17 protein-coding genes are annotated in these 21,795 nt (G+C 61.6%); 11 read left to right on the forward strand and 6 right to left on the reverse strand.

The window, feature by feature from the left end:
* The first annotated feature begins 139 nt into the window (after positions 1-139).
* A complete protein-coding gene (locus J9885_RS11640; RefSeq protein ID WP_210549519.1) occupies positions 140-1,144 on the forward strand; it encodes a Preprotein translocase subunit SecY in 1,005 nt (334 codons plus the stop codon).
* Between the two features lie 48 nt (positions 1,145-1,192).
* Here the strand turns inward: J9885_RS11640 and J9885_RS11645 are convergent, their stop codons facing one another.
* Positions 1,193-1,360 (reverse strand): hypothetical protein, encoded by a 168-nt coding sequence (locus J9885_RS11645; protein WP_167576551.1) that lies wholly within the window; start codon positions 1,358-1,360, stop codon positions 1,193-1,195.
* A gap of 56 nt (positions 1,361-1,416) precedes the next feature.
* Between J9885_RS11645 and J9885_RS11650 the strand changes: the two genes are divergently transcribed.
* From J9885_RS11650 to gshA, 4 genes are read left to right on the forward strand one after another with little or no spacing between them, the layout of a single operon-like run.
* Positions 1,417-2,391, forward strand: coding sequence for an NADP-dependent oxidoreductase (locus tag J9885_RS11650; protein WP_043809011.1), 975 nt, complete (start codon positions 1,417-1,419; stop codon positions 2,389-2,391).
* On the forward strand, positions 2,388-2,825 hold the full coding sequence (locus J9885_RS11655) for a VTT domain-containing protein (protein ID WP_043757748.1): 438 nt from the start codon (positions 2,388-2,390) through the stop codon (positions 2,823-2,825). The genes J9885_RS11650 and J9885_RS11655 overlap by 4 nt, the downstream gene beginning before the upstream one ends.
* Before the next feature lie 26 nt (positions 2,826-2,851).
* Entirely contained in the window at positions 2,852-5,665 is a 2,814-nt protein-coding gene (locus J9885_RS11660) for a pitrilysin family protein (protein WP_210549520.1), read from the forward strand.
* Positions 5,666-5,724: 59 nt separating this feature from the next.
* Entirely contained in the window at positions 5,725-7,320 is a 1,596-nt protein-coding gene (gshA, locus tag J9885_RS11665; protein WP_210549521.1) for a glutamate--cysteine ligase, read from the forward strand.
* Positions 7,321-7,435: 115 nt separating this feature from the next.
* Here gshA and J9885_RS11670 read toward each other — a convergent pair whose 3' ends face one another.
* Together J9885_RS11670 and aspA are read right to left on the reverse strand one after the other, a co-directional pair.
* Complete coding sequence (locus tag J9885_RS11670) at positions 7,436-8,755, reverse strand: anaerobic C4-dicarboxylate transporter (protein ID WP_134694832.1); 1,320 nt, start codon at positions 8,753-8,755, stop codon at positions 7,436-7,438.
* A gap of 128 nt (positions 8,756-8,883) precedes the next feature.
* A complete protein-coding gene (gene aspA / locus J9885_RS11675) occupies positions 8,884-10,326 on the reverse strand; it encodes an aspartate ammonia-lyase (protein WP_210549522.1) in 1,443 nt (480 codons plus the stop codon).
* 447 nt (positions 10,327-10,773) lie between these two features.
* Here aspA and J9885_RS11680 point away from each other — a divergent pair, with 447 nt between their 5' ends.
* Positions 10,774-11,250 carry an FxsA family protein gene (locus J9885_RS11680; protein WP_210549523.1) on the forward strand — a complete coding sequence of 159 codons (477 nt, stop codon included), beginning with the start codon at positions 10,774-10,776 and terminating at the stop codon, positions 11,248-11,250.
* A gap of 22 nt (positions 11,251-11,272) precedes the next feature.
* Here the strand turns inward: J9885_RS11680 and J9885_RS11685 are convergent, their stop codons facing one another.
* Positions 11,273-12,607, reverse strand: a complete 1,335-nt coding sequence (locus tag J9885_RS11685) for an MATE family efflux transporter (protein WP_246876930.1) — start codon at positions 12,605-12,607, stop codon at positions 11,273-11,275.
* 243 nt (positions 12,608-12,850) lie between these two features.
* Here J9885_RS11685 and J9885_RS11690 point away from each other — a divergent pair, with 243 nt between their 5' ends.
* The 5 genes from J9885_RS11690 to J9885_RS11710 all read left to right on the forward strand — a co-directional run bounded on the left by J9885_RS11690 (position 12,851) and on the right by J9885_RS11710 (position 17,620).
* On the forward strand, positions 12,851-13,144 hold the full coding sequence (locus tag J9885_RS11690; RefSeq protein WP_005309514.1) for a co-chaperone GroES: 294 nt from the start codon (positions 12,851-12,853) through the stop codon (positions 13,142-13,144).
* A gap of 41 nt (positions 13,145-13,185) precedes the next feature.
* Positions 13,186-14,820, forward strand: coding sequence for a chaperonin GroEL (gene groL, locus J9885_RS11695; RefSeq protein ID WP_043757770.1), 1,635 nt, complete (start codon positions 13,186-13,188; stop codon positions 14,818-14,820).
* A gap of 95 nt (positions 14,821-14,915) precedes the next feature.
* Positions 14,916-15,413, forward strand: a complete 498-nt coding sequence (locus tag J9885_RS11700; RefSeq protein ID WP_134694829.1) for a molybdopterin-binding oxidoreductase — start codon at positions 14,916-14,918, stop codon at positions 15,411-15,413.
* Between the two features lie 28 nt (positions 15,414-15,441).
* Positions 15,442-17,373: a bifunctional diguanylate cyclase/phosphodiesterase gene (locus tag J9885_RS11705; protein ID WP_210549525.1), complete on the forward strand. Its 1,932-nt coding sequence runs from the start codon at positions 15,442-15,444 to the stop codon at positions 17,371-17,373.
* Between the two features lie 58 nt (positions 17,374-17,431).
* Positions 17,432-17,620 (forward strand): hypothetical protein, encoded by a 189-nt coding sequence (locus J9885_RS11710; protein WP_043757779.1) that lies wholly within the window; start codon positions 17,432-17,434, stop codon positions 17,618-17,620.
* Between the two features lie 83 nt (positions 17,621-17,703).
* Here J9885_RS11710 and rluA read toward each other — a convergent pair whose 3' ends face one another.
* On the reverse strand, positions 17,704-18,360 hold the full coding sequence (rluA, locus tag J9885_RS11715) for a bifunctional tRNA pseudouridine(32) synthase/23S rRNA pseudouridine(746) synthase RluA (protein ID WP_210549526.1): 657 nt from the start codon (positions 18,358-18,360) through the stop codon (positions 17,704-17,706).
* 132 nt (positions 18,361-18,492) lie between these two features.
* Complete coding sequence (gene rapA / locus J9885_RS11720; protein ID WP_210549527.1) at positions 18,493-21,360, reverse strand: RNA polymerase-associated protein RapA; 2,868 nt, start codon at positions 21,358-21,360, stop codon at positions 18,493-18,495.
* Positions 21,361-21,795 lie beyond the last annotated feature (435 nt).

The following is a 21,795-nucleotide window of genomic DNA, read 5'->3' on the forward strand; positions in this document are numbered from 1 at the left end:
TTGTCGATTTGTCCGTTTTGGTCGCACTCTGGGCAGCTGATCGTCCATATGCGGGAATTCGGGGATTTGCCCTTCTCTCCGGGGGCTCGCTGACTATAATCGGCAGCCAACTTTTCCTGCACCTTGCACCCTTTTTATCATGACCACACAGGTTTCTGCCGTACTGCGCTATCCCAAGGGGTGGTTTGCCCTCACCACAGTGTACAGTTTTACCGGGCTGGCCATTCTGGCCTCCATCGTCTTCTCCCTGTTGCTGTTTCTCTCCATCGATGACAACCCGCTGATGAAGTGGCTGTTCGGCGGTCTGGCCATCATCTTCGAGCTGGGCAAGTTCTATGTCTGGTACGAATACGGTGAGTGCAAGGCGCGGCGGGATCTGGGGGGCGCCTTCTGGTCGCTGCTCTTCTACTGCGTGCTGGCCGCCATCTCCATCGGCGGCAGCATCGGTGGCATCAACAGCGCCACCAACACCATCCTGAACCAGCAGGCGCGCCATGAGCGGGAGATCGCCCGCTTCGATGAACAGATCGCCAGCATAGAGCGGCAGATCCAGCTCAACGAGGAGGCGGCTCGCAAGTACATCGAGATGGCGCGGATCTCCAGCGGTGTCAACGGCTTGCAGCAGGCCAATACCAAGCTCAGGCTGCGTCAGGACGAGCTGCGCCAGGAGCGGGACGCCAAGCCGCTGGGGGAGCAATCCTCCATGCTGGGGCTGATGAGCAGCCTGGCGGACGGGGTGGGCATGAGCATCAGCCAGGTGCAGTTCCTGCTGGTCTGTTTCCTCTCCGTGCTGCTCGATGCGTTTGGTGCCTTCTTCGTCAGTCTGATCGGCGAGGAGAACCGCTTTCGCCGCAGCTGGCTCTGGCAGCGAGAGCGGGAACAGGCGGAGGCCAGACGCGCGGAGTCGGCGCCGATGCCGGCCATGCCGGTGGTGGCAAGCCGGCCGGAACCCGAGCCGGCGGTGGTGGCCCAGGTGCGGGATGCGCTGGAGAGCGGCGAGCTCAAGTGCAGCAAGCGCAAGGTGGCCGAGGCCCTGTCGCTGTCCCTGGAAGAGGTCGACAGGGTATTCCAGCACCTGCTGGCTCTGGGGGTGTTGGGGCAGGGCAGCAACCGTCACTATCATCTCAACCAGCAAGCGGGTTGAACATGGGCCACCCTCGGGTGGCCTTCTTATTGACCCGTGGGCACGGCGTCAGTGGGTGAGCACCATCATCAGGCTGAGGAAGGCGGCAAGTCCGCCACCGATGGCGATGATCCAGTAAAACCCCTTTGCCCCCTGCTTGAGCGGGATGCGGAAGTAGAGCAGAAACGCCCACCACCCCAGCGCCAGCAACAGAGGGATAAGAAACATTCGAGCCATGGTGTCCTCGCTGTTATTCTGTTGACCCTTGATCAATCAACAGGATGGATTGTGCAATGACGCAGCTTCAGATTACCGCATTCGGCGACCCCTCGGTACTCAGGCTCAACCCTTCCCTGGACAAGGTGCCCGCCGAGGGCGAGGTCCGGGTACGCATCTGCTTTGCGGGGGTCAACCCCATCGATGCGAAGACCCGGGCCGGCCTCGGCTGGGCGGCAGCCCAGAACAAGGACAACCTGCCCTGGACGCCGGGCTACGACGTCTCCGGCTTGGTGGAGAAGGTGGGGCCCGGTGTCACCGTGCTGGCCGAAGGGGATCGGGTGTGCGGCATGGTGGGGTTCCCGCTCTCGGCCGGTGGCTATGGCGAGTCCGTGGTGGTGCGTGAAGAGGAGCTGGTCAAGCTGGACGGGGTCAGTCTCAGGCAGGGGGCGGCGCTACCGCTGGCGGGCCTGACAGCCTGGCAGGGTCTGTTCGAGCACGGCGGCCTCAAGGCCGGGCAGAAAGTGCTGATCCTGGCCGGGGCTGGCGGCGTCGGTCACCTGGCGGTGCAGTTTGCCAGTGCCTATGGCGCCGAGGTGCTGGTCACGGCCAGCCGTGACAACCACAGCTTCCTGCACGGTCTGGGGGCCAGCCAGATGATGGACTACCACGACGCCGACTGGCCCGCCCAGGTGGTGGCCGAGGGGCCCGTGGATCTGGTGCTGGACCTGGTGGGAGGCGAGAGCGGCAAGGCCGCCCTTGCCTGCGTCAGGTCGGGCGGCCGGCTGGTGACGGTGCCGACCATCACGGCCCAGCAGATCAAGGACGCGGGGGCCGGGCTCGGGGTCGAAGTACTCGGCATGCTGGTCCATCCAGATCAGAAGCAGCTGACCCAGATGCTGATGTTGCTGCGTCAGGGGGAGGTGCAGATCACCGTCTCCGGCGAATTCCCCCTGGCGGAAGGGGCGCTGGCCCACCATGCCATCGAGGATGGCCATGTTCGCGGCAAGCTGCTGCTGCGCATGCCCGCCGCCGACGGCCAGCCGGGATGAGCGAGCTCAGCGAAATGGGGCTCGGCTGGCTGTTTCTGAGCGCCTTCACCTCGGCCACCCTGCTGCCCGGCAGCTCTGAAGTGCTGCTGGGGGCCATGGCAACCCGGGGGGAGTGGAGCATGGCCAACCTGTTGCTCTGGGCGACGCTGGGCAATACCCTGGGCTCCATGACCACCTGGTGGCTCGGCTGGCTCGCCACCTACAAGAAAAAACCGGAAGATTTTCAAGGCCGTGGGGAACAAAAGGCGCTCTCCTGGCTCAAACGTCATGGCCACTGGTGTCTGCTGCTCGCCTGGACACCCGTGGTCGGCGATGGTCTCTGTCTGCTGGCCGGCTGGCTGCGCCTCTCCTTCTGGCGCTCCCTCATCTTGATCGGGCTCGGCAAATTGCTTCGTTATGCCCTGGTGTTTCTGCTGGCCAGTCAGATCCTCTAGCCCTTTTTGTCACTCACGAGGTAACCGTGAACAAACTCATTCCATTAAGCCTGCTGATGGGCTTCACACTGCCGGCCCTGGCGGCTCCGACCCTGGTGTCGGAGCAGGTCAAGCAGGAAGGCAAGCTCGGCATTCCCTACCAGATGTACCGGCTCGACAACGGCCTGACCGTGATCCTGGCACCTGACAAGTCCGATCCCTTGGTGCATCTGGACGTCACCTATCACGTCGGCTCCTCCCGCGAGACGGTGGGCAAGTCCGGGTTCGCCCACTTCTTCGAGCACATGATGTTCCAGGGCTCCAAGCACGTGGGGGATCAGGAGCACATGCGGATCATCAACGAGGCCGGCGGTGACATGAACGGCACCACCAACCGGGATCGCACCAACTACTACGAGACAGTGCCGGCCAACCAGCTGGAGAAGGTGCTCTGGCTGGAGGCGGATCGCATGGGCTTCCTGCTCGACGCAGTGAGCCAGAAGAAGTTCGAGATCCAGCGTGCCACCGTCAAGAACGAACGGGCCCAGCGCATCGACAACCAGCCCTATGGCCTGGTGGGCGAGAGGGTGGGGGAGGCGCTCTATCCGCGCACCCATCCCTACTCCTGGCAGCCCATCGGCTATGTGGAAGATCTCGACCGGGTCGACGTGAACGACCTCAAGCAGTTCTTCCTGCGCTGGTATGGTCCGAACAACGCCACCCTGACCCTGGGGGGCGACTTCGACAGCAAGCAGGCCCTGGCCTGGATCGAGCAGTATTTCGGCCCCATTCCCCGTGGGCCCGAGGTGGCCAAGCCGACGCCCCAGCCCGCGACCCTGCCAGAGACCCGCTACGTGACGCTGGAAGACAAGGTGCACCTGCCGCTGCTCTATGTCAGCTACCCGACCGTGTCGCTCGGTGACCCGCAGGAGCCGGCGCTGGACATCTTCGCCGACGTGCTCGGCGGCTCAGCCAGTTCCATGCTCTACCAGTCCCTGGTCAAAACCGGCAAGGCCATCGAAGTGGGGGCCTCCCACTCCTGCGAGGAGCTGGCCTGCACCCTGGCGGTCTATGCCTATCCCAACCCTGCGGTGGATGGCAGCCTCAAGACCCTCAAGGGGGAGGTGGACAAGGTGATCGGCGAATTTGCCCGACGTGGCATCAAGCCGGCGGATCTGGAGAAGGCCATCAGCAGCTATCGTGCCTCCGCCATCTGGGGCCTCGACAGCATCGAGGGCAAGGTGAGCCAGCTGGCCATGGGCCAGGTGCTGGCCCGGGATCCCGACTATGTGTTCAAGAACCTGGATGCCATCGCCCGGGTCAAGGGGTCTGATGTCCAGGCCGCCTACGACAAGTTCATCGCGAACAAGCCCGCCGTGGTGCTGAGCGTGGTACCCAAGGGCAAGACGGATTGGCAGGTCGCCAAACCCAACTTCACTCCTGCCAAGCGCGAGCTGCCTGACTACAGCAAGCATGGGGAGGCGCTGGCCGAGCGACCGGTGAAAGACAGCTTCGACCGCAGCGTGCAGCCCAAGGCGGCTGAGGCGGTGAGCGTCAAGGTGCCCGCCATCTGGCACGGCAAGCTCGACAAGAACATCGAGATCATCGGCACCCGGAGCGACGAAATTCCCGCAGTCTCCATCATGATCGCTCTGCCGGGGGGCATCCGGGCCGAAGGCAAGGGGGAGCTGGGGCTTGCCAGCCTCACCGCCGCCATGTTGGAGCAGGGCACGAAGCGCCTCTCCGAGGCCGAGCTCAGCGACGAGCTGCAAAAGCTCGGGGCCAGCATCAGCGTCTCCAGCGCCCAGTACAACAACCTCATCACCATCAGCAGTCTGGTGGACAAGCTGCCCCAGACCCTGGATCTGGTACGCGAGGTGCTGCTGCAGCCCGGCCTGCGTGCGGCGGACTTCGAGCGTCTCAAGGCGCAGACGTTGCAAGGGATGAAGCAGAGCGAACAGCAGCCCGAGTGGCTGGCGGGCCAGGCCTTCCGCGAGCTGGTCTATGGCAAGCAGAACCGCCTCGGCCAGCCCACAGACGGGGTGCTGGCAGATGTGGAGAAGCTGACCCTGGCGGACGTGAAGCGCTTCTATCAGCACTATTACAACCCGACCAACGCCAAGGTGGTGGTGACCGGGGACGTGACGGCCCAGCAGGTAGAGTCCGGTCTCGCCTTCCTGACTCAGTGGCAGGGGGCAGTGCCGACCCTGGGGGATCTCAAGCCCAGGGGAGAGCAGGCCAAACCGGGCATCTATCTGGTGGACAAGCCGGGGGCGCCCCAGTCGGTGATCCGCATCGGCCGCCGGGCCATGGCGTTCGACACCACGGGTGACTACTTCATCGCGAACCTGATGAACTTCAACCTGGGGGGCAACTTCAACAGCCGCATCAACCTGAACCTGCGGGAAGACAAGGGCTACACCTATGGTGCGAGCTCCGGTTTCCAGGCCAACCGCGAGGCGGGCGTGTTCGCCACCGGCGCCAACGTGCGGGCCGATGCGACCGTGGATGCCATCCGCCAGTTCCTCAAGGAGATGGACGGTTATCGCGCGAGCGGGCCGACCCCGGTGGAGCTGGCCTACATGCGCAGCGCCGTCTCCCAGCAGGATGCGCTTTCCTACGAGACGCTCGGCCAGAAGGCGGGTTTCCTGCTGCAGATGATCATGTATGACCTGAAGCCGGACTATGTGCAGGCCCAGAACAACCTGATCAAGACGGTGTCACCCGAGACGCTAAAGGCCAGTGCGGCCCGCTGGCTGGATCCGTCCGACATGGTGATTGTGGTGGTGGGGGACAAGCAAAAGCTTGAAAAACCCCTGAGCGAGCTTCATCTTCCCATCTATCCACTGCAACTGCCCTGAGGGGCGTCGCAAAAAATGAGTGCCGCCCCAGGTGGGGCGGCCATACATGAGCCGTGAATATGACCACTACTAGCTTGTCGTTCACCGAGTTGCTGGCTGCGCTGGGCACCCCGGAGCGGGTGACCGCCCTCAAGGGGATCCGGCGCGGGATCGAACGCGAATGTCTGCGCATCACCCCGCAAGGGACCCTGGCCCAGACCGATCACCCCAGAAGCCTGGGGTCGACCCTGACCCATGCCAACATCACCACCGACTACTCGGAGAGTCTGCTGGAGTTCATCACCCCGGCGACCGACTCCATCGAGAGCCTGATCGAGCAGCTCGGCGACATCCACCGCCACACCATCCACCACCTAGGGGAGGAGCGGATCTGGCCGCTCTCCATGCCCTGCTTCGTCGGTGACGAGGAGAGCATTCGCCTTGCCCAGTACGGCAGCTCCAACATCGGGCGGATGAAGACCCTCTATCGCCAGGGATTGAAGAATCGCTACGGCAGCCTGATGCAGGTGATCGCCGGGGTGCACTTCAACTTCTCCATGCCGGACAGCTTCTGGTGCGAGTGGCAGGATCTGGTGGGCGAGGGGTGCTGCAGCCAGCGCTTCATCTCCGACAAGTACATGGGGCTTATTCGCAACGTCTACCGCTTCGGCTGGCTGGTGCCCTACCTGTTCGGTGCCTCGCCGGCCATCTGCGACTCCTTCCTCAAGGGGCGCAAGAGCAGCCTGCCGTTCCAGAAGACCGGCAAGGGGACCCTCTACCTGCCTTATGCCACGGCGCTGCGCCTGTCGGATCTCGGCTACACCAACAGCGCCCAGGCGGGGCTCAAGATCAGCCACGACAGCCTGCCGGCTTATGTCAGCAGCCTGCGCCGCGCTATCAACACCCATGATCCCGAGTTCGCCAAGATCGGGGTCAAGGTGAACGGCGAGTACCGCCAGCTCAACGACAACGTGCTTCAGCTGGAGAACGAGCTGTACGCCCCCATCCGGCCCAAGCGCACCCCGCGCAGCGGCGAGAAGCCCTCGGATGCTCTGGAGCAGCGTGGCATCGAGTATATAGAGCTGCGCACCGTGGACGTGAACCCCTTCACCCCGTTCGGCATCGAGGTGGACCAGATCCGCTTCTTCGACCTCTTCCTGGTCTGGTGCCTGCTGCGCCCGTCCCCCGTGCTCTCGGATGACGAGGTTGCCCGCAACCGCCGCAACCAGAACAAGGTGGTGCTGGAGGGGCGTCGCCCCGGCCTCGAGCTGGAGGATGAGCAAGGCAACCCCATCGGCCTCAAGGAGTACGGTCTCAAGCTGTTCGACGAGCTGGATCAGGTGGCGGAGCTGCTGGATCGCTGCTGCGGCCGCAACCGCTACCGCGAGACGCTGGCCATCCACCGCGAGAAGCTGCTCGACCCCGAGCTGACCTACTCCGCCCGTCTGCTCAGACAGCTGCTGGAAAGCGGCCGGGACAACGGCTGCTTCGGCGACGAGCTGGCGAGCCGCTACCGGGAGGAGATGCTGGCAGGGGAGCTGCAGTACTGGGACGAGGCTTACTTCGCCGGCGAGGCGAGGGACTCCCTGGCCAAGCAGCGGGAGCGCGAGCGCAGCGACAGCCTGTCGTTCGACGACTTCCTGGCGGACTATTTCGGTACCCGCCAGCCCGGCTGATGTAACCTCTGTGATGAGAGCCGCCCACCCTGGGCGGCTTTTTTTATGGACTGTCTGTGGCGAGCGGACACAAAAAACGGCCCCGAAGGGCCGTTTTGCATGGGGCGGTTTCCCGTCAGAGGATGAGGCCCCCGAAGAAGAAGCCCAGGGCCACTGCCATGGCGATGGTGGCCACACCCGGGATGAAGAAGGGGTGGTTGAACACGGCCTTGCCGATGCGGGTGGAGCCTGTGTCATCCATTTCGACCGCAGCCAGCAGGGTCGGGTAGGTCGGCAGCACGAACAGGGCGCTGACGGCGGCGAAGGAGGCGATGGCGGCCAGCGGGCTGACACCGAGCGCCAGGGCGGCCGGCATCAGGGCCTTGGTGGTGGCACCCTGGGAGTAGAGCAGCATGGAGGAGAAGAACAGCACCACGGCCAGCAGCCAGCTGTACTGGCTCAGCAGATCGCCGGCGAAGGCCTGGATCTCGACCATGTTGCCCTTCACGAAGACGTTGCCGAGCCAGGCTACGCCCAGTACGCAGATACAGGCGGACATACCGGACTTGAAGGTCGGCATGTTGGTGATCTGGGCTGCGTCCAGCTTGCAGAACAGCACCATCAGGGTGGCGGCGGAGAGCATGATGCCCATGATGGCACCGTCACGGGGGATCGGCGGATTGCTGATGAGGCCCACGTTGCCGGAGATGGCGGTGGCATAGGCCATCACGGCCACGATGGCAGCGACGAAGATGCCGACGGAGAGCTTGGCATAGGGTTTGAGTTCAATCTGGCTGGTGCCGCGCAGCTTGATCAGACCCTTGGCCTTGCGCTCCAGATAGACTTCATCCTGCTCCAGAGGCTTGCCCAGCAGGTTGGCGATGAAGGCCCCCAGCAGACAGGCGATGAAGCTGGACGGGATGCAGATGGCCAGCAGGGTCAGGTAATCCACGCCCAGCGGCTCCAGCATGCCGGAGAAGGCGACCACGGCCGCGGAGATGGGGGAGGCGGTGATGGCGATCTGGGAGGCGACGACCGCGATGGAGAGCGGACGGGACGGGCGAATGCCCTGCTCCTTGGCCACTTCGGCGATCACCGGCAGGGTGGAGAAGGCAGTGTGACCGGTACCGGCCAGCATGGTCATCAGGTAGGTGACGACCGGGGCGGCGAAGGTGATGTGCTTGGGATTCTTGCGCAGGGCTTTCTCGGCCAGGTGCACCAGATAATCCATGCCGCCAGCCAGCTGCATGCAGGCGATGGCGCAGATGACGGACGCGATGATCATGATCACGTCCCAGGGCAGATAGGTCACCAGCTGATCGCTCGGGATGGGCATGCCCAGCCCCCAGGTCAGTACCAGCACCCCCAGACCACCGGCGAAGCCGATGCCAATGCTGCCTATCCGGGCCCCCAGATAGATAGCGGCGAGCACGACAAGTAACTCGATTCCAATCATAGCGAACACTCCATTTTCCAGTTTTTTTTGGTCTTGTTAGGCTGAAAAGCCAATTCCCGACGGGACTCGCAGGGGGTCGCTCGGGAATTGACTCTATGGGCCGGGAACATCCCGGCCCATGTATTCGCTTATACGGTGGCTTCGCGGGTGTAGCGCTTGGCCTTGTATTGCGGGTTCATCAGGTTCTCGATGGAGAGGATCTCGTCCAGCTGCTCGGCGGTCAGCAGGCCGCGCTCCAGCACGACTTCGCGGACGTTCTTGCCGGTCTGGGCGCAGATCTTGCCGACGATGTCGCCTTCATGGTGGCCGATGAAGGGGTTGAGGTAGGTCACGATGCCGATGGAGTTCAGCACGTGGTTCATGCAGATGTCCGGGTTGGCGGTGATGCCTTCCACGCACTTCTCGCGCAGGGAGATACAGGCTTTTTCCATCAGGCTCAGGGATTCGAACATCGCCTGGCCGATCACCGGCTCCATGACGTTCAGCTGCAGCTGACCGGCTTCGGCGGCGAAGGTGATGGTGACGTCGTTGCCGAAGACCTTGAAGCAGGACTGGTTGACCACTTCAGGGATGACCGGGTTGACCTTGGCCGGCATGATGGAAGAGCCAGCCTGCATTTCCGGCAGGTTGATCTCTTTGAGCGCGGTACGCGGGCCGGAGGAGAGCAGACGCAGGTCGTTACAGATCTTGGAGAGCTTCATGGCCAGGCGCTTGACCGCGCCGTGCAGCATCACGTAGGCGCCGCAGTCGGAGGTCGCTTCGATGAGATCCTCTGCCGGGACGTAGGCACGACCGGTGATCTCGGCCAGGCGCTTGATGGCCAGGGAGGAATACTCGGGCGGGGTGTTCAGGCCGGTACCGATGGCGGTGGCACCCAGGTTCACTTCCAGCAGCAGCTCCTGGCAACGCTTGATGGACTTGATCTCTTCACGCAGGGTGACGGCGAAGGCGTGGAACTCCTGACCCAGGGTCATGGGGACGGCGTCCTGCAGCTGGGTACGACCCATCTTCAGGATGCTCTTGAACTCGGCGGCCTTGGCGTCGAAGGCGGCGATCAGGCTTTCCAGGGCAAACAGGGTGGTGTCGGTGCTGTTGACCACGGCCACGCGGAAACCGGTGGGGTAGGCATCGTTGGTGGACTGACACTTGTTGACGTGATCGTTCGGGTTGATGACGTCGTAGCGACCCTTCTCCAGCCCCATCAGTTCGAGGGCGATGTTGGCCAGCACCTCGTTGGTGTTCATGTTGACGGAAGTACCGGCGCCGCCCTGATAGACGTCAACCGGGAACTGGTCGAAGCACTTGCCGGTGTTGAGCATCAGGTCACAGGCTTCGATGATCTTGTCTGCGATCTCGGGACGGATGGTGCCCAGCTCGCCGTTGGCCAGCGCAGCGGCCTTCTTGGTCAGGACCATGCCGCGGACAAATTCGGGAACGTCAGAAATCTTCTGAGTGCTGATCTTGAAGTTCTCGACGGCGCGCAGGGTGTGCACACCGTAGTACATGTCGTTGGAAACTTCTTTGGTACCCAGCAGGTCTTCTTCAATGCGGACGTTCTTGATGTCACTCATTGTAATGCCTCAGAAATCAGATAAATGGAAACGATCCTCACCGAGTGGTCGCGACTTCCCTACGCACATATCATCCTGAAGCACCACACATCGGGTGGGGCAGTTGGGAGCCAGGCTCCCTGTGCTATGACTGGTGTTGATCTTACCTCAATTGGGGTATCTGGTATTAGACCTGGATCACTAAATTTGAGACAACCTCAAATAACTTGTGGTCATTAAACAGATATTGCAATTGAGCGATTTACTTTGACAGAACAATCACTTCAATCCCAGTTGGTGGGGAAAATATTTCTCCGAAGCCCCGATGCAGCTAGGGAAGGGGCTTGAAAAATGGCCAGTGACCCCCATCTAGTGGACAGGAGACCCGCACGCCTGTGTGTCGGCATGAGCCCTGCTGTGCCGACGCGCCCTGTTCGGGACCATTTTATTCATCGTACCGAGGTTGCTATGGGCAAGTTGTTACTGTTGTTGGTTGGCCTGATATTGCTGGAGCTCACCGTGATGATCGAGGTGGGGTCTGTGATCGGCGCCTTGCCCACCGTCGGCTTGCTGGTGCTGACCGCGGTGCTGGGTTCGTCCCTGGTGCGTAGCGAGGGGATCAAGACACTGTTCAGCGCCCAGCAGAAGATGCAGCAGGGAGAGATGCCGGGTCGTGAGGTGATGGGCGGCATGATGCTGGCACTGGCCGGCTTGCTGTTGATCATTCCCGGCTTCGTAACCGACTTCTTCGGCATTCTGCTGCTGCAACCCTGGCTGCGCAACCGCCTGGCCGACAAGCTGATCGGCAGCAATCAGTTCAGGATGCAGATGGGAGGCTTTGGTGCCCGCCAGCAGCCGTTCGAATCCGCGCCTGGTGATGACAGGCCTGGCCAATCTCCGCGCGGTGGCAATACCATTGAGGGGGAGTTCGAGCGCAAGGAGTAAGCCTTCATCCCGAGCGGCGACATCAGGTGGCACCCTGATGGCAGAGCCGCTCGAACCGGCGGTGGGCATAGCACCAGGCCAACAGGCCCGCCGCCAGGTTCGCCAGCATGATCCCCAGATAGATCCCATGTTCCCCCCCCAGCTTCGCCCCAAGCCAGGCCCCTGGCAGCAAGAAGACAAACAGCCTGATGCCGTTGAGCAGCAGCGACACAGTGGAGGCTCTGACCCCGTTGAGGGCCGACGCCAGCAGCATCACCATGCCCTGAAAACCGTATCCGATAGGGACCAGATGCAGGTAGAGCACGATCAGCCTGACCACCTGGGGATGATCGCTGAACAGGTTGGCGATAAAAGGGGCCAGCAGCCAGACGAGGCCGTAGACCCCGAGCTGGAACAGCAGGGCGAAGCGCATGCACAGCAGCAGGGCCCCCTTGGCACGGGTCGGATTGCCCGCCCCGCAATTCTGTGAAATGAAGGGGGCCAGCACCGAGGAGAGCGCCATCATCACGATAAGCAGCAGAGCCTCCACTCTCGATGCGGCGCCATAGGCGGCCACGACCTCAGTCCCCAGCCCGGCGAAGATCACCATCAGGATGGCGTTGGCCAGGGGATTGAGCATGTTGGTGAAGGAGGCCGGCACTGCCACATGCAGCAGGGCGCGCCAGTGGGCGAGCAGCTGTGGACGCGGGGAGAGGCGCCAGGTCAGCAGTTTTTCCCGCTTGCGCAGCAGGTGCAGGCTGACCAGCATGGCCATCAGCCAGGAGATCGAGGTGGCGATGGCGGCTCCGCGGATGCCCCATTCGGGGAAAGGGCCGGGCCCGAAGATGAGCAGGGGATCCAGCACGCCGTTGACCAGGCCGGCCACCCCCATCACCAGGCTGGGAGTCTTGGTGTCCCCCGTCGTGCGGATGGCGGCGTTGCCGACCATGGGCACGACCAGCAGGGGGACGGTCAGATACCAGATCAGCATGTAGTCGTGGATGAGTGAGATGAGCGCGTCGCTGGCCCCCAGCAGGGTGAACAGGGGGGTAATGGTCAGGGCCCCGAGCCCGGCGAGCAGGGTCACCAGCACGACGGCGAGGAAGAGGCAGTCGGTGGTGATGCGGGCCGCCTCGTCGTGGCGTCCCTGGCCCAGGGCATGGCCGAGCAGGGCGCACAGACCGGCCCCCAGTCCCATGGTGAGCGACGTCACCACGAAGGTGACCGGGAAGGTGAAGCTGATGGCTGCCAGTGCCTCGGTGCCCAGCATGCCGATGAAAAAGGTGTCGACCAGGTTGAAGGCCAGGATGGCCACGATGCCGAGGATCATGGGGCCCGTCATGCGCAGCAGCACTGGGGTCATGGGGGCGGTCAGCATGGGATTGGGTCGGCTCAAGGCAATGTCTCTAGGTGCTCAGGGCCTGAATGCTGGCCGTGTCCATCCGCCTTCCTGATTGGGGGTGGGTGATCCATCAAAGGTGTTCATAGTACGTGAAAATATTTTTTTTGTATTTGCCCTTGAAGGGCTACCCGTATTGCCCCAGATCAGGGGCATAACAAATTTGGCCGACTGCGGCCATTCCTCAAGCAACACTAGAGACTCATTTTGGGAGAGTTATCGATGAAAATTCGTCCACTGCACGACCGCGTCATCATCAAGCGCATCGAAGCTGAAGCCAAATCCGCTGGCGGTATCGTCTTGACCGGTACTGCGGCCCAGAAGTCCACCCGTGGTGAAGTTCTTGCCGTGGGGACTGGTCGGATTCTGGACAACGGGGATGTCAAGGCCCTCGCCGTCAAGGTGGGTGACAAGGTGATCTTCAACGAAGGCTACGGCGTGAAGACCGAGAAGCTGGATGGCCAGGACGTGCTGATCCTGTCCGAGACCGACATCTTGGCGATTGTCGAAGAGTAATCACTCCCCCTTTCCCCGAATTGATTTAAGGATTGAAGAACATGGCAGCTAAAGAAGTTAAGTTTGGCAACGAAGCTCGCATCAAAATGCTGGAAGGCGTCAACATCCTGGCCGATGCCGTCAAGGTGACCCTGGGCCCGAAAGGCCGCAACGTGGTGCTGGACAAGTCCTTCGGTGCCCCGACCATCACCAAGGATGGCGTCTCCGTTGCTCGCGAAATTGAGCTGGAAGACAAGTTCCAGAACATGGGCGCCCAGATGGTCAAGGAAGTCGCTTCCAAGGCCAACGACGCCGCCGGTGACGGTACCACTACCGCGACCGTGCTGGCTCAAGCCATCGTCAACGAAGGCCTGAAGGCCGTTGCCGCCGGCATGAATCCCATGGATCTGAAGCGTGGCATCGACAAGGCCGTGACCGCCGCCGTTGCCGAGCTACAGGCGCTGTCCACTCCCTGTGCCGACAACAACGCCATTGCCCAGGTGGGTACCATCTCTGCCAACTCCGACGAGAAAGTGGGCAAGCTGATTGCCGAAGCCATGGACAAGGTCGGCCGTGACGGCGTGATCACCGTGGAAGACGGTCAGGGCCTGGAAGACGAGCTGGCCGTAGTGGAAGGCATGCAGTTCGATCGCGGCTACCTCTCCCCCTACTTCGTCAACAAGCCGGAAACCGGCTCCGTCGAGCTGGATGATCCCTTCATCCTGCTGGTGGACAAGAAAGTCTCCAACATCCGCGAAATGCTGCCGGTGCTGGAAGGCGTGGCCAAGGCGGGCAAGCCGCTGATCATCGTGGCCGAAGACGTGGAAGGCGAAGCGCTGGCTACCCTGGTGGTCAACACCATGCGCGGCATCGTGAAAGTCGCCGCCGTCAAGGCGCCGGGCTTTGGCGATCGTCGCAAGGCCATGCTGCAGGACATCGCCATCCTGACCGGCGGTACCGTGATCTCCGAAGAGGTGGGCATGGAGCTGGAGAAGGCGACCCTGGAAGATCTGGGCCGTGCCAAGCGCATCGTCATCACCAAGGAAAACACCACCATCATCGATGGCGTGGGTGATGCCGCCCTGATCGAGAGCCGTGTGGCCCAGATCCGCCAGCAGATCGAAGAGACCTCCTCCGACTACGACCGTGAGAAGCTGCAAGAGCGCGTGGCCAAGCTGGCCGGCGGTGTTGCCGTGATCAAGGTGGGTGCTGCGACTGAAGTCGAGATGAAAGAGAAGAAGGCCCGTGTTGACGATGCCCTGCACGCCACTCGCGCGGCAGTGGAAGAAGGCGTGGTTGCCGGTGGTGGCGTGGCGCTGGTGCGTGTGGCTGCCAAGCTGGTCGACCTGCGTGGTGACAACGAAGACCAGAACGTGGGTATCAAGGTTGCCCTGCGTGCCATGGAAGCGCCGCTGCGCCAGATCGTGATCAACGCCGGTGAGGAAGCCTCCGTCATCGCCAATGCCGTGAAGAACGGTGAAGGCAACTACGGTTACAACGCTTACACCGAACAGTACGGCGACATGCTGGCCATGGGTATCCTGGATCCGACCAAGGTAACCCGCTCCGCTCTGCAATTCGCATCTTCCGTTGCCGGCCTGATGATCACCACCGAGTGCATGATCTCCGAGCTGCCGAAGAAAGATGCCCCTGCCATGCCTGATATGGGTGGCATGGGTGGCATGGGTATGATGTAATCCCGCTACCGTCATCAAACGGCTCGCTTTTGCGGGCCGTTTTTTTTAGTGCAGCTAAGCTGAAGTTATTGATACTCAAATCATCTGAGGTGAACATGCGATATTTAGGCCTGCTTCCGTTGCTCTTCTCCCTCCTCGTTCCAGGTATGGCCCTGGCTGCGCCGCAGGGGCCGGTGATCCTCAAGCTGACTGGGGAGCTGGAATCTGCGGATCCGGGTGAAGGGGAGGCGCTGTTCGACATGGCGATGATCCAGGCGCTGCCACAGCACGAAATCGTGACGAGCAATCCCTGGGTCGACAAGCCGCACAAGTATGTGGGGCCCAGGCTGGCGGACGTGCTGGCGGCGGTGAAGGCGAATGGCAAGAGCATCACGCTCACTGCTCTGAACAGTTTCCAGATCCGGATTAACTGGGATAAGGTCAAGCAATACGATCCTATCCTCGCCTGGCAGGATGACGGTGTGACCATGCGGGTACGTGACAAGGGGCCCCTCTGGTTTATCCTGCCACTGGATCAGTATCCGGAACTCAAGCGTTCCGAGTTCACCGACATGATGATCTGGCAGCTGAGCGGGATCGATATTCAGCAGTAAAAGAGCTGGTGGCTTACGGGAGTCGTGGGTGAAAGCGAAGACCAGGGCTTGGCCCTTACTCGGCGTTCTTTATCTATCCATTCTGTTATTCACGGGTAGCACGCTGTATTGCCTGGTGCAGATACAGAATGCGACCCGGGTAATGGAAAAGTACACCTATGACGTCTCCTGGGCATTGATGCAGTTGCAGCTCGAGCTGGGCCGTTTTCTCAATGCCGTCGAGAGCTACCACTATGGCGGGATCGATCACGAAGGCCTGCTGCTGCGTTACGACATTCTGTGGAGCCGTACCCCCATTCTGCTGAGCGGGCAACTGCGCAAGAGTCTGGGGGACAACCCGAAGACGCTGCGGCTGGTGCAGCTGACCGAGGGGAATATCCGCAAGCTGGAGCCCGAGCTGGCCAAACTGAAACCGGGGACCGGGGACTACCAGCAGATCATGATGGCCCTTGCGCCTTTGCAGGAGCCGCTCTCCTACTCTCTCGCCTCCATGATGCAGAAGAACATCAACGTCTATTCGGGCAATGACAAGCGCTTCGGCCAGTTGCGCGACGCCTTGCTGTTCATGGTGTTGGGCCTGGTGATCTCGGTCATCCTGCTCAGTGGCCTGCTGGTGCGGGAGGCCAGACGCCATTTCCGGACGGCCCGGGTTGATCCGCTCACCGGCCTGCCCAACCGTCTGGCCCTGCTGGAAAAGATGGATTCCTACGTCACCCGCGACACCGCCTTCGGTCTGGTGCTGGTCGACATCAATGACTTTCGGGACATCAACAGCAAGTTTGGCTACAACACCGGGGACATCCTGCTGCAGGAGCTGGCGAAGCGGTTGCGTAGCCTGTGCGAGAATGGCGAGTGGGTGGCGCGTCTCGGGGGAGATCAGCTTGCCATGCTGCAACGGGAGGGGAGCGATCTGCGCCAGGTCAGGGAGCTGGTGGCGAGGATCCTCCACTCCATCCGGCAAGACATCATCATCGACAACTACCCCTTCCGGCTGGAGGTCGGTATCGGCATCGCCTTCTTCCCGACCGACAGCAATCAGACCCAGGAGCTGCTGAGCCGGGCGGAGCAGGCCTTGTCCCACAGCCGCAAGACCCACGTGCCCTATGTTATCTATGACAGCTCCCTGCTCAACGAGACGGCCAGACGCAAGCACCTGGCTTCTGACATGGTGATGGCGCTGGAGCACAACGCACTCGAGCTCTATTACCAGCCCATCGTCAACCTGGAGAACGGGCGCTGCGAGGCGGTCGAGGCATTGCTGCGCTGGCGTCATCCCGAGCTTGGGTTCATTCCACCCAACGAGGTGATCCAGGTGGCGGAAGAGTTCCAGCTGGCCGAGAAGCTGGGCAGCTGGGTTCTGAACACGGCGTGTGAACAGCTGCATCAGTGGCAGCATCTTGGCCTGGTGGATCTGCAGATGTGTGTCAACATCTCCCCCGGCATGTATCAGCGCAACCTGCTGAAGATGGTGGCCAGGGCCTTGATGGAACACCAGATCCCCGCTTCCTGTCTGGTGCTTGAGGTGACGGAAGACACCACCATGCGGGAAGTCAAAAACTCGCTGCAGTTGATGCAGGATCTCAGCCAGCAGGGTGTCCATCTGGCGCTGGATGACTTCGGAACCGGTTACTCGTCCCTCAGCTACCTGCAGAAGCTGCCGGTGAACAAGGTGAAGATCGATCGCTCCTTCATCCAGGGCATCGATACCTCTATCGAGGCGGCAGAGCTGGTGGCCAACATCTGCCGCATGGGGTCCATGCTGGGCAAGAAGCTGGTATGTGAAGGGATAGAGACCCAGGGGCAGCTCGATGTGTTGCGCTCCCTGACCGACATTCATCTGTACGGGCAGGGCTATCTGTTCAGCCGCCCCGAGCATGCGGCCAAGGCCTATCAGACCCTGCTCGAAATGGAAGAGCGCTGGCTGGCCAGGCGCTCCCCCGACAAGGCATACCTGTTCTGATCAATATCTCTCATGTCTGTCCCACGCTGGCCGATAGCCTCAGGGCAGGAGGTACACAATGGATATTTCTAGCTCTGCAAATGCGTCGTTTGGTTCTGCTCTGATGGTGGCCAGCCTGGCCAAGAAGCAGCAGACCCAGGAAGGCGAATCCGCACTGAAACTGCTGGAAACAGCAGCGCAGTCCGCTCCGGCAGCGCCGACATCGGCCAGCGCTTCCCTCGGAAGCCGAATCGATATCCGCGTCTGAGCGATAAAAAAGCCCCCATCGAACGATGGGGGCTTTCTTTTGTCTCGGCGTTTATCGCGCGTTTCACCCGGATTGGATCAGGTTCATACCACAAAGGGGGCGGGGGCCTCGAAGGTCATTCGCTCGCCGCTGCGCGGGTGGCTGATGGTCAGGCTGGCCGCATGCAGATAGAGGTGTGGTGCCGCCGCCAACGCTTCCGGATGGGCGTAGAGGTTGTCTCCGATGATGGGATGTCCCAGCTCCAGCATGTGAACGCGCAGCTGGTGGGAACGACCGGTAATCGGGGTCAGCTTGATCAGGCTGTTGCCATTCTCCACCTTCAGTTTCTGCCACAGGGTCAGGGCATGGCGCCCCTCCTCGAAGTCTACTTTCTGCTTCGGCCGGTTGGGCCAGTCGACGCAGAGCGGCAGATCCACTTCACCCGAATCCAGCTCAGGCTCGCCCCACACCCAGGCGAGATAGTGCTTCTCCGTCTCCCGCTCTCGGAATTGCCGGCTCAGCTCCCGGTGGGAGTTGGGGTTAAGAGGGATCACCAGCACACCTGTGGTCGCCATGTCGAGGCGGTGGGCCGCCGCTGCCTTGGGGTGCTGTTGTTTCACCCGATGGAGCACGCTGTCTTCATTCTCGGGGCCGCGCCCGGGGACGCTCAGCAGGCCAGTGGGCTTGTTGACCACCATGATGTCCTTGTCCTTGAACAGGATATCGAGCCAGGGTTCCAGGGGCGGTGAGTATTCAAACATAGCGTCTCGCATCTTTGGTCAAAGCGGGGGCAAGCCCCCATCAGTTATGGGTAACCACGATAGTAACGTGCATGGCATCCAACCCGGATTGGCTCTGGTCGTTATCACCCAGATGATGCCATGATCGCTTCATCAGTTATGAGTGACCACGATAAAGCGGATGGCATCCAGCTTGAGCTGGGTCTGGTCGATCAGGTGGTGCAATTCTGCCTGCAGGTTGCGCAGATAATCCAGTTCGCTGTCGCGTACGTTCGGATTGACCGCCTTGAGCACCTCCAGACGATCCAGATCCTGTTGCAGGGTTTGCGCCATCTGGGCACGGGCCTTGTCGACGATCTCCGCCTTCAGCCCTTCGGCGATGGCCTGACCCTGACCGATGAGGCCGTGGATCGTGGGCTGGGAAGCTGTCACCAGCTTGCTGCCCAGGTGGCGGTTGACCGGAGTGAGCTGGCGGTTGAAAGCCTCGAAAGCCACCTTGTCGCCCAGATTGTTGCCGTTCTTGTCCATCAGCAGCCGGATCGGGGTTGGCGGCATGAAGCGGTAGAGCTGGGGGTGGGCCGCGGACTCGGCCACAAAGATCAGCTCCAGCAGGATGGAGCCCACCGGCAGCGCCTTGTTCTTGAGCAGGGCCACCGAGGTGGCACCGATCTCGGAGCCCAGGATGAGGTCGATGCCGCCGCGCATCATGGGGTGATCCCAGGAGAGCAGCGCCATGTCGTCCCGCGACAGGGCGGTGGGGCGATCGAAGGTGATGGTCATGCCGTCCTGGGGCAGGCCCGGGAAGCTTGGCACCAGCATGTGATCACCCGGCGTCAGCACCAGTGCGTTCTCGCCTCGGTCGTCCTGGTTGACGCCGATCTCGTCGAACATCTTGAGGGCAAAGGAGATCATACTGGTATCGTCGTCTTCGGCGGCCAGCTTCTCGACCAGCTGCTGGGCGGCCTCGCCACCGCTGGAGTGGATTTCCAGCAGGCGATCACGTCCCTGTTCCAACCTGGCCTTGAGCGGTTCATGCAGTTCGCGGGTCTTGGCCAGAAGAGCCTCGAGCGTCTCCTGTTCGCCGGTGTTGGCGGCCAGCAGCTCGAACAGCTCGTCGCGCACCGCCTCGAACACTGGGCGGGCGGTCGGGCAGGTCTGCTCGAACGCATCCAGACCGTCGTGATACCAGAGCTGCAGGGCGCGCTGGGAGGTACCTTCCAGATAGGGAACGTGGATCTCGACCGTGTTCTGCTGGCCGATGCGATCCAGTCGGCCGATACGTTGCTCCAGCAGATCCGGGTTGAGGGGTAGATCGAACAGCACCAGATGGCTGGCAAACTGGAAGTTGCGGCCTTCGGAGCCGATCTCGGAGCAGAGCAGCACTTGGGCCCCCCCCTCTTGCTGGGCAAAATAGGCGGAAGCCTTGTCCCGCTCGAGGATGGACATCCCCTCATGGAAGACGGCGGCGCGGATCCCTTCGCGGGTACGCAGCGCCTCTTCCAGGGCGATGGCGGTGGCTGCCTCGGAGCAGATCACCAGCACTTTCTGCTGGCGGGCAGAGAGCAACAGCTCCAGCAGCCAGTCGACACGGGGGTCGAACTGAGTCCAGCTGGCGTTGTCGCCTTCGAACTGCTGGAAGATCTTCTCAGGGTACAGATAGCGCAAGGCGCGGGTCTGCAGATCGCCGCCGTTGCCACCCATCATGCCCATCACCTTGATGGCGGTCTTGTACTGCTCCGGCAGCGCCATAGGGTAGACGTTGAGGTGGCGCTCCGGGAAACCCTGAATGTTGGCGCGGCTGTTGCGGAACAACACGCGGCCGGTGCCGTGTTGATCCAGCAGCTTGGCGACCGCCTGCTGACGGGCTGTGGCATCGCTGAGATCCAGCCCATCCAGCTGGCCAGCCAGAATGTGCTTGGCGTTCTCGCTCAGAGTCTCGCCATCCAGCAGCTCCTGGGCGGCGCTCGCGACCTGACCGTAGGCCTGCTCTTCGGCAAGGAAGGCGTCGTAGTCATAGAAACGCTCGGGGTCGAGCAGACGCAAGCGGGCGAAGTGGCTCTGGTGGCCCAGCTGATCCGGGGTCGCGGTCAGCAGCAGTACGCCCGGCACCTGCTCGGCCAGCGCTTCTACCATCTCATAGGCGCGGCTCGGTGCCTCCTCGCTCCACCCCAGGTGGTGCGCCTCGTCGACGACCAGAAGATCCCACTCGGCTTCCAGTACCTGTTCGAAGCGACGGCGCTTCTTGCGCAGGAAGTCGAGGCTGCAGATCACCAGCTGTTCGGTTTCGAAGGGATTCTCCGCATCGGCAAAGGCTTCGATGCAGCGCTCCTCGTCAAACAGGGAGAAATGCAGGTTGAAGCGACGGAGCATTTCGACCAGCCACTGGTGCTGCAGGGTCTCAGGCAGCAGGATGAGCACACGATGGGCGCGGCCGGAGAGCAGCTGCTGATGGATGATCATGCCCGCTTCTATCGTCTTGCCGAGGCCCACTTCGTCGGCCAGCAATACGCGCGGGGCGTAGCGGTGACCCACTTCATGGGCGATATAGAGCTGGTGCGGGATCAGGCTGACCCGGCCACCGGCCAGACCGCGGGTCGGATTGCGGCGGCGCTTATGCTGATTAACCAGGGCTTCATAGCGCAGGGTAAAGCGGGACATGCGATCGATCTGTCCGGCGAACAGGCGATCCTGCGGCTTGTTGAACTTGATAAAGTTGTTGAGAAACACCTCTTTGAGGGCAACGGGCTCATCATTGTCGGTGCGAACACCTACATATATAAGCAGGCCGTCTTTCTCCTGCACTTCCTCGACCATCATGGTCCAGTCTTCATGACTGGTTATCTGATCGCCCACATTGAAGCTGACCCGGGTGACCGGCGCCTCTTCTTTGGCATACATGCGGTTTTCACCGGTAGCCGGAAACAACAGGGTAACCATGCGTCCTTCAACAGCAACGACAGTCCCCAAACCCAGATCCGTCTCTGTATCACTAATCCAACGCTGGCCAAGTGCAAAAGGCATTAAACTCTCCAAAGCCCAAGAGTGTGAGAATCGCAAAGGGGCGCTATGTTACCCGAAGGCTGAAGCCCGATCATCATGGTTATGGTGTTAGGGAAAGCCAAATCGATACATCCTTGATCTGTGGCCCTCCTACACCTACCAAGACGCAGCGATCGGCTGCATACGAATCCCCATTAGTGCATTTAAGCACCCATTCGATTGCTTTGTGAGCGAACGCGCCAAGGATTCGAATTTTATGCGAAATTGCCCTTGCCAATCCGATCTGGCTCCCTATAATGCGCCCCTACCAGCACGGCAGTCCACGCCGAACTGATGAGCCAGCTTCCTTGTGAAGTCGGCGCCGAAAGAAAAGCGAAAACAAGCGCTTGACTTTCGAAGTGAGGTCGGTATTATACGCCACCTCAGCGCGACAAGCGCCGCGTTCTTTAACAATTT

It is taken from the genome of Aeromonas sp. SrichE-2G, assembly GCF_017939565.1.
GTDB lineage: Bacteria > Pseudomonadota > Gammaproteobacteria > Enterobacterales > Aeromonadaceae > Aeromonas > Aeromonas taiwanensis.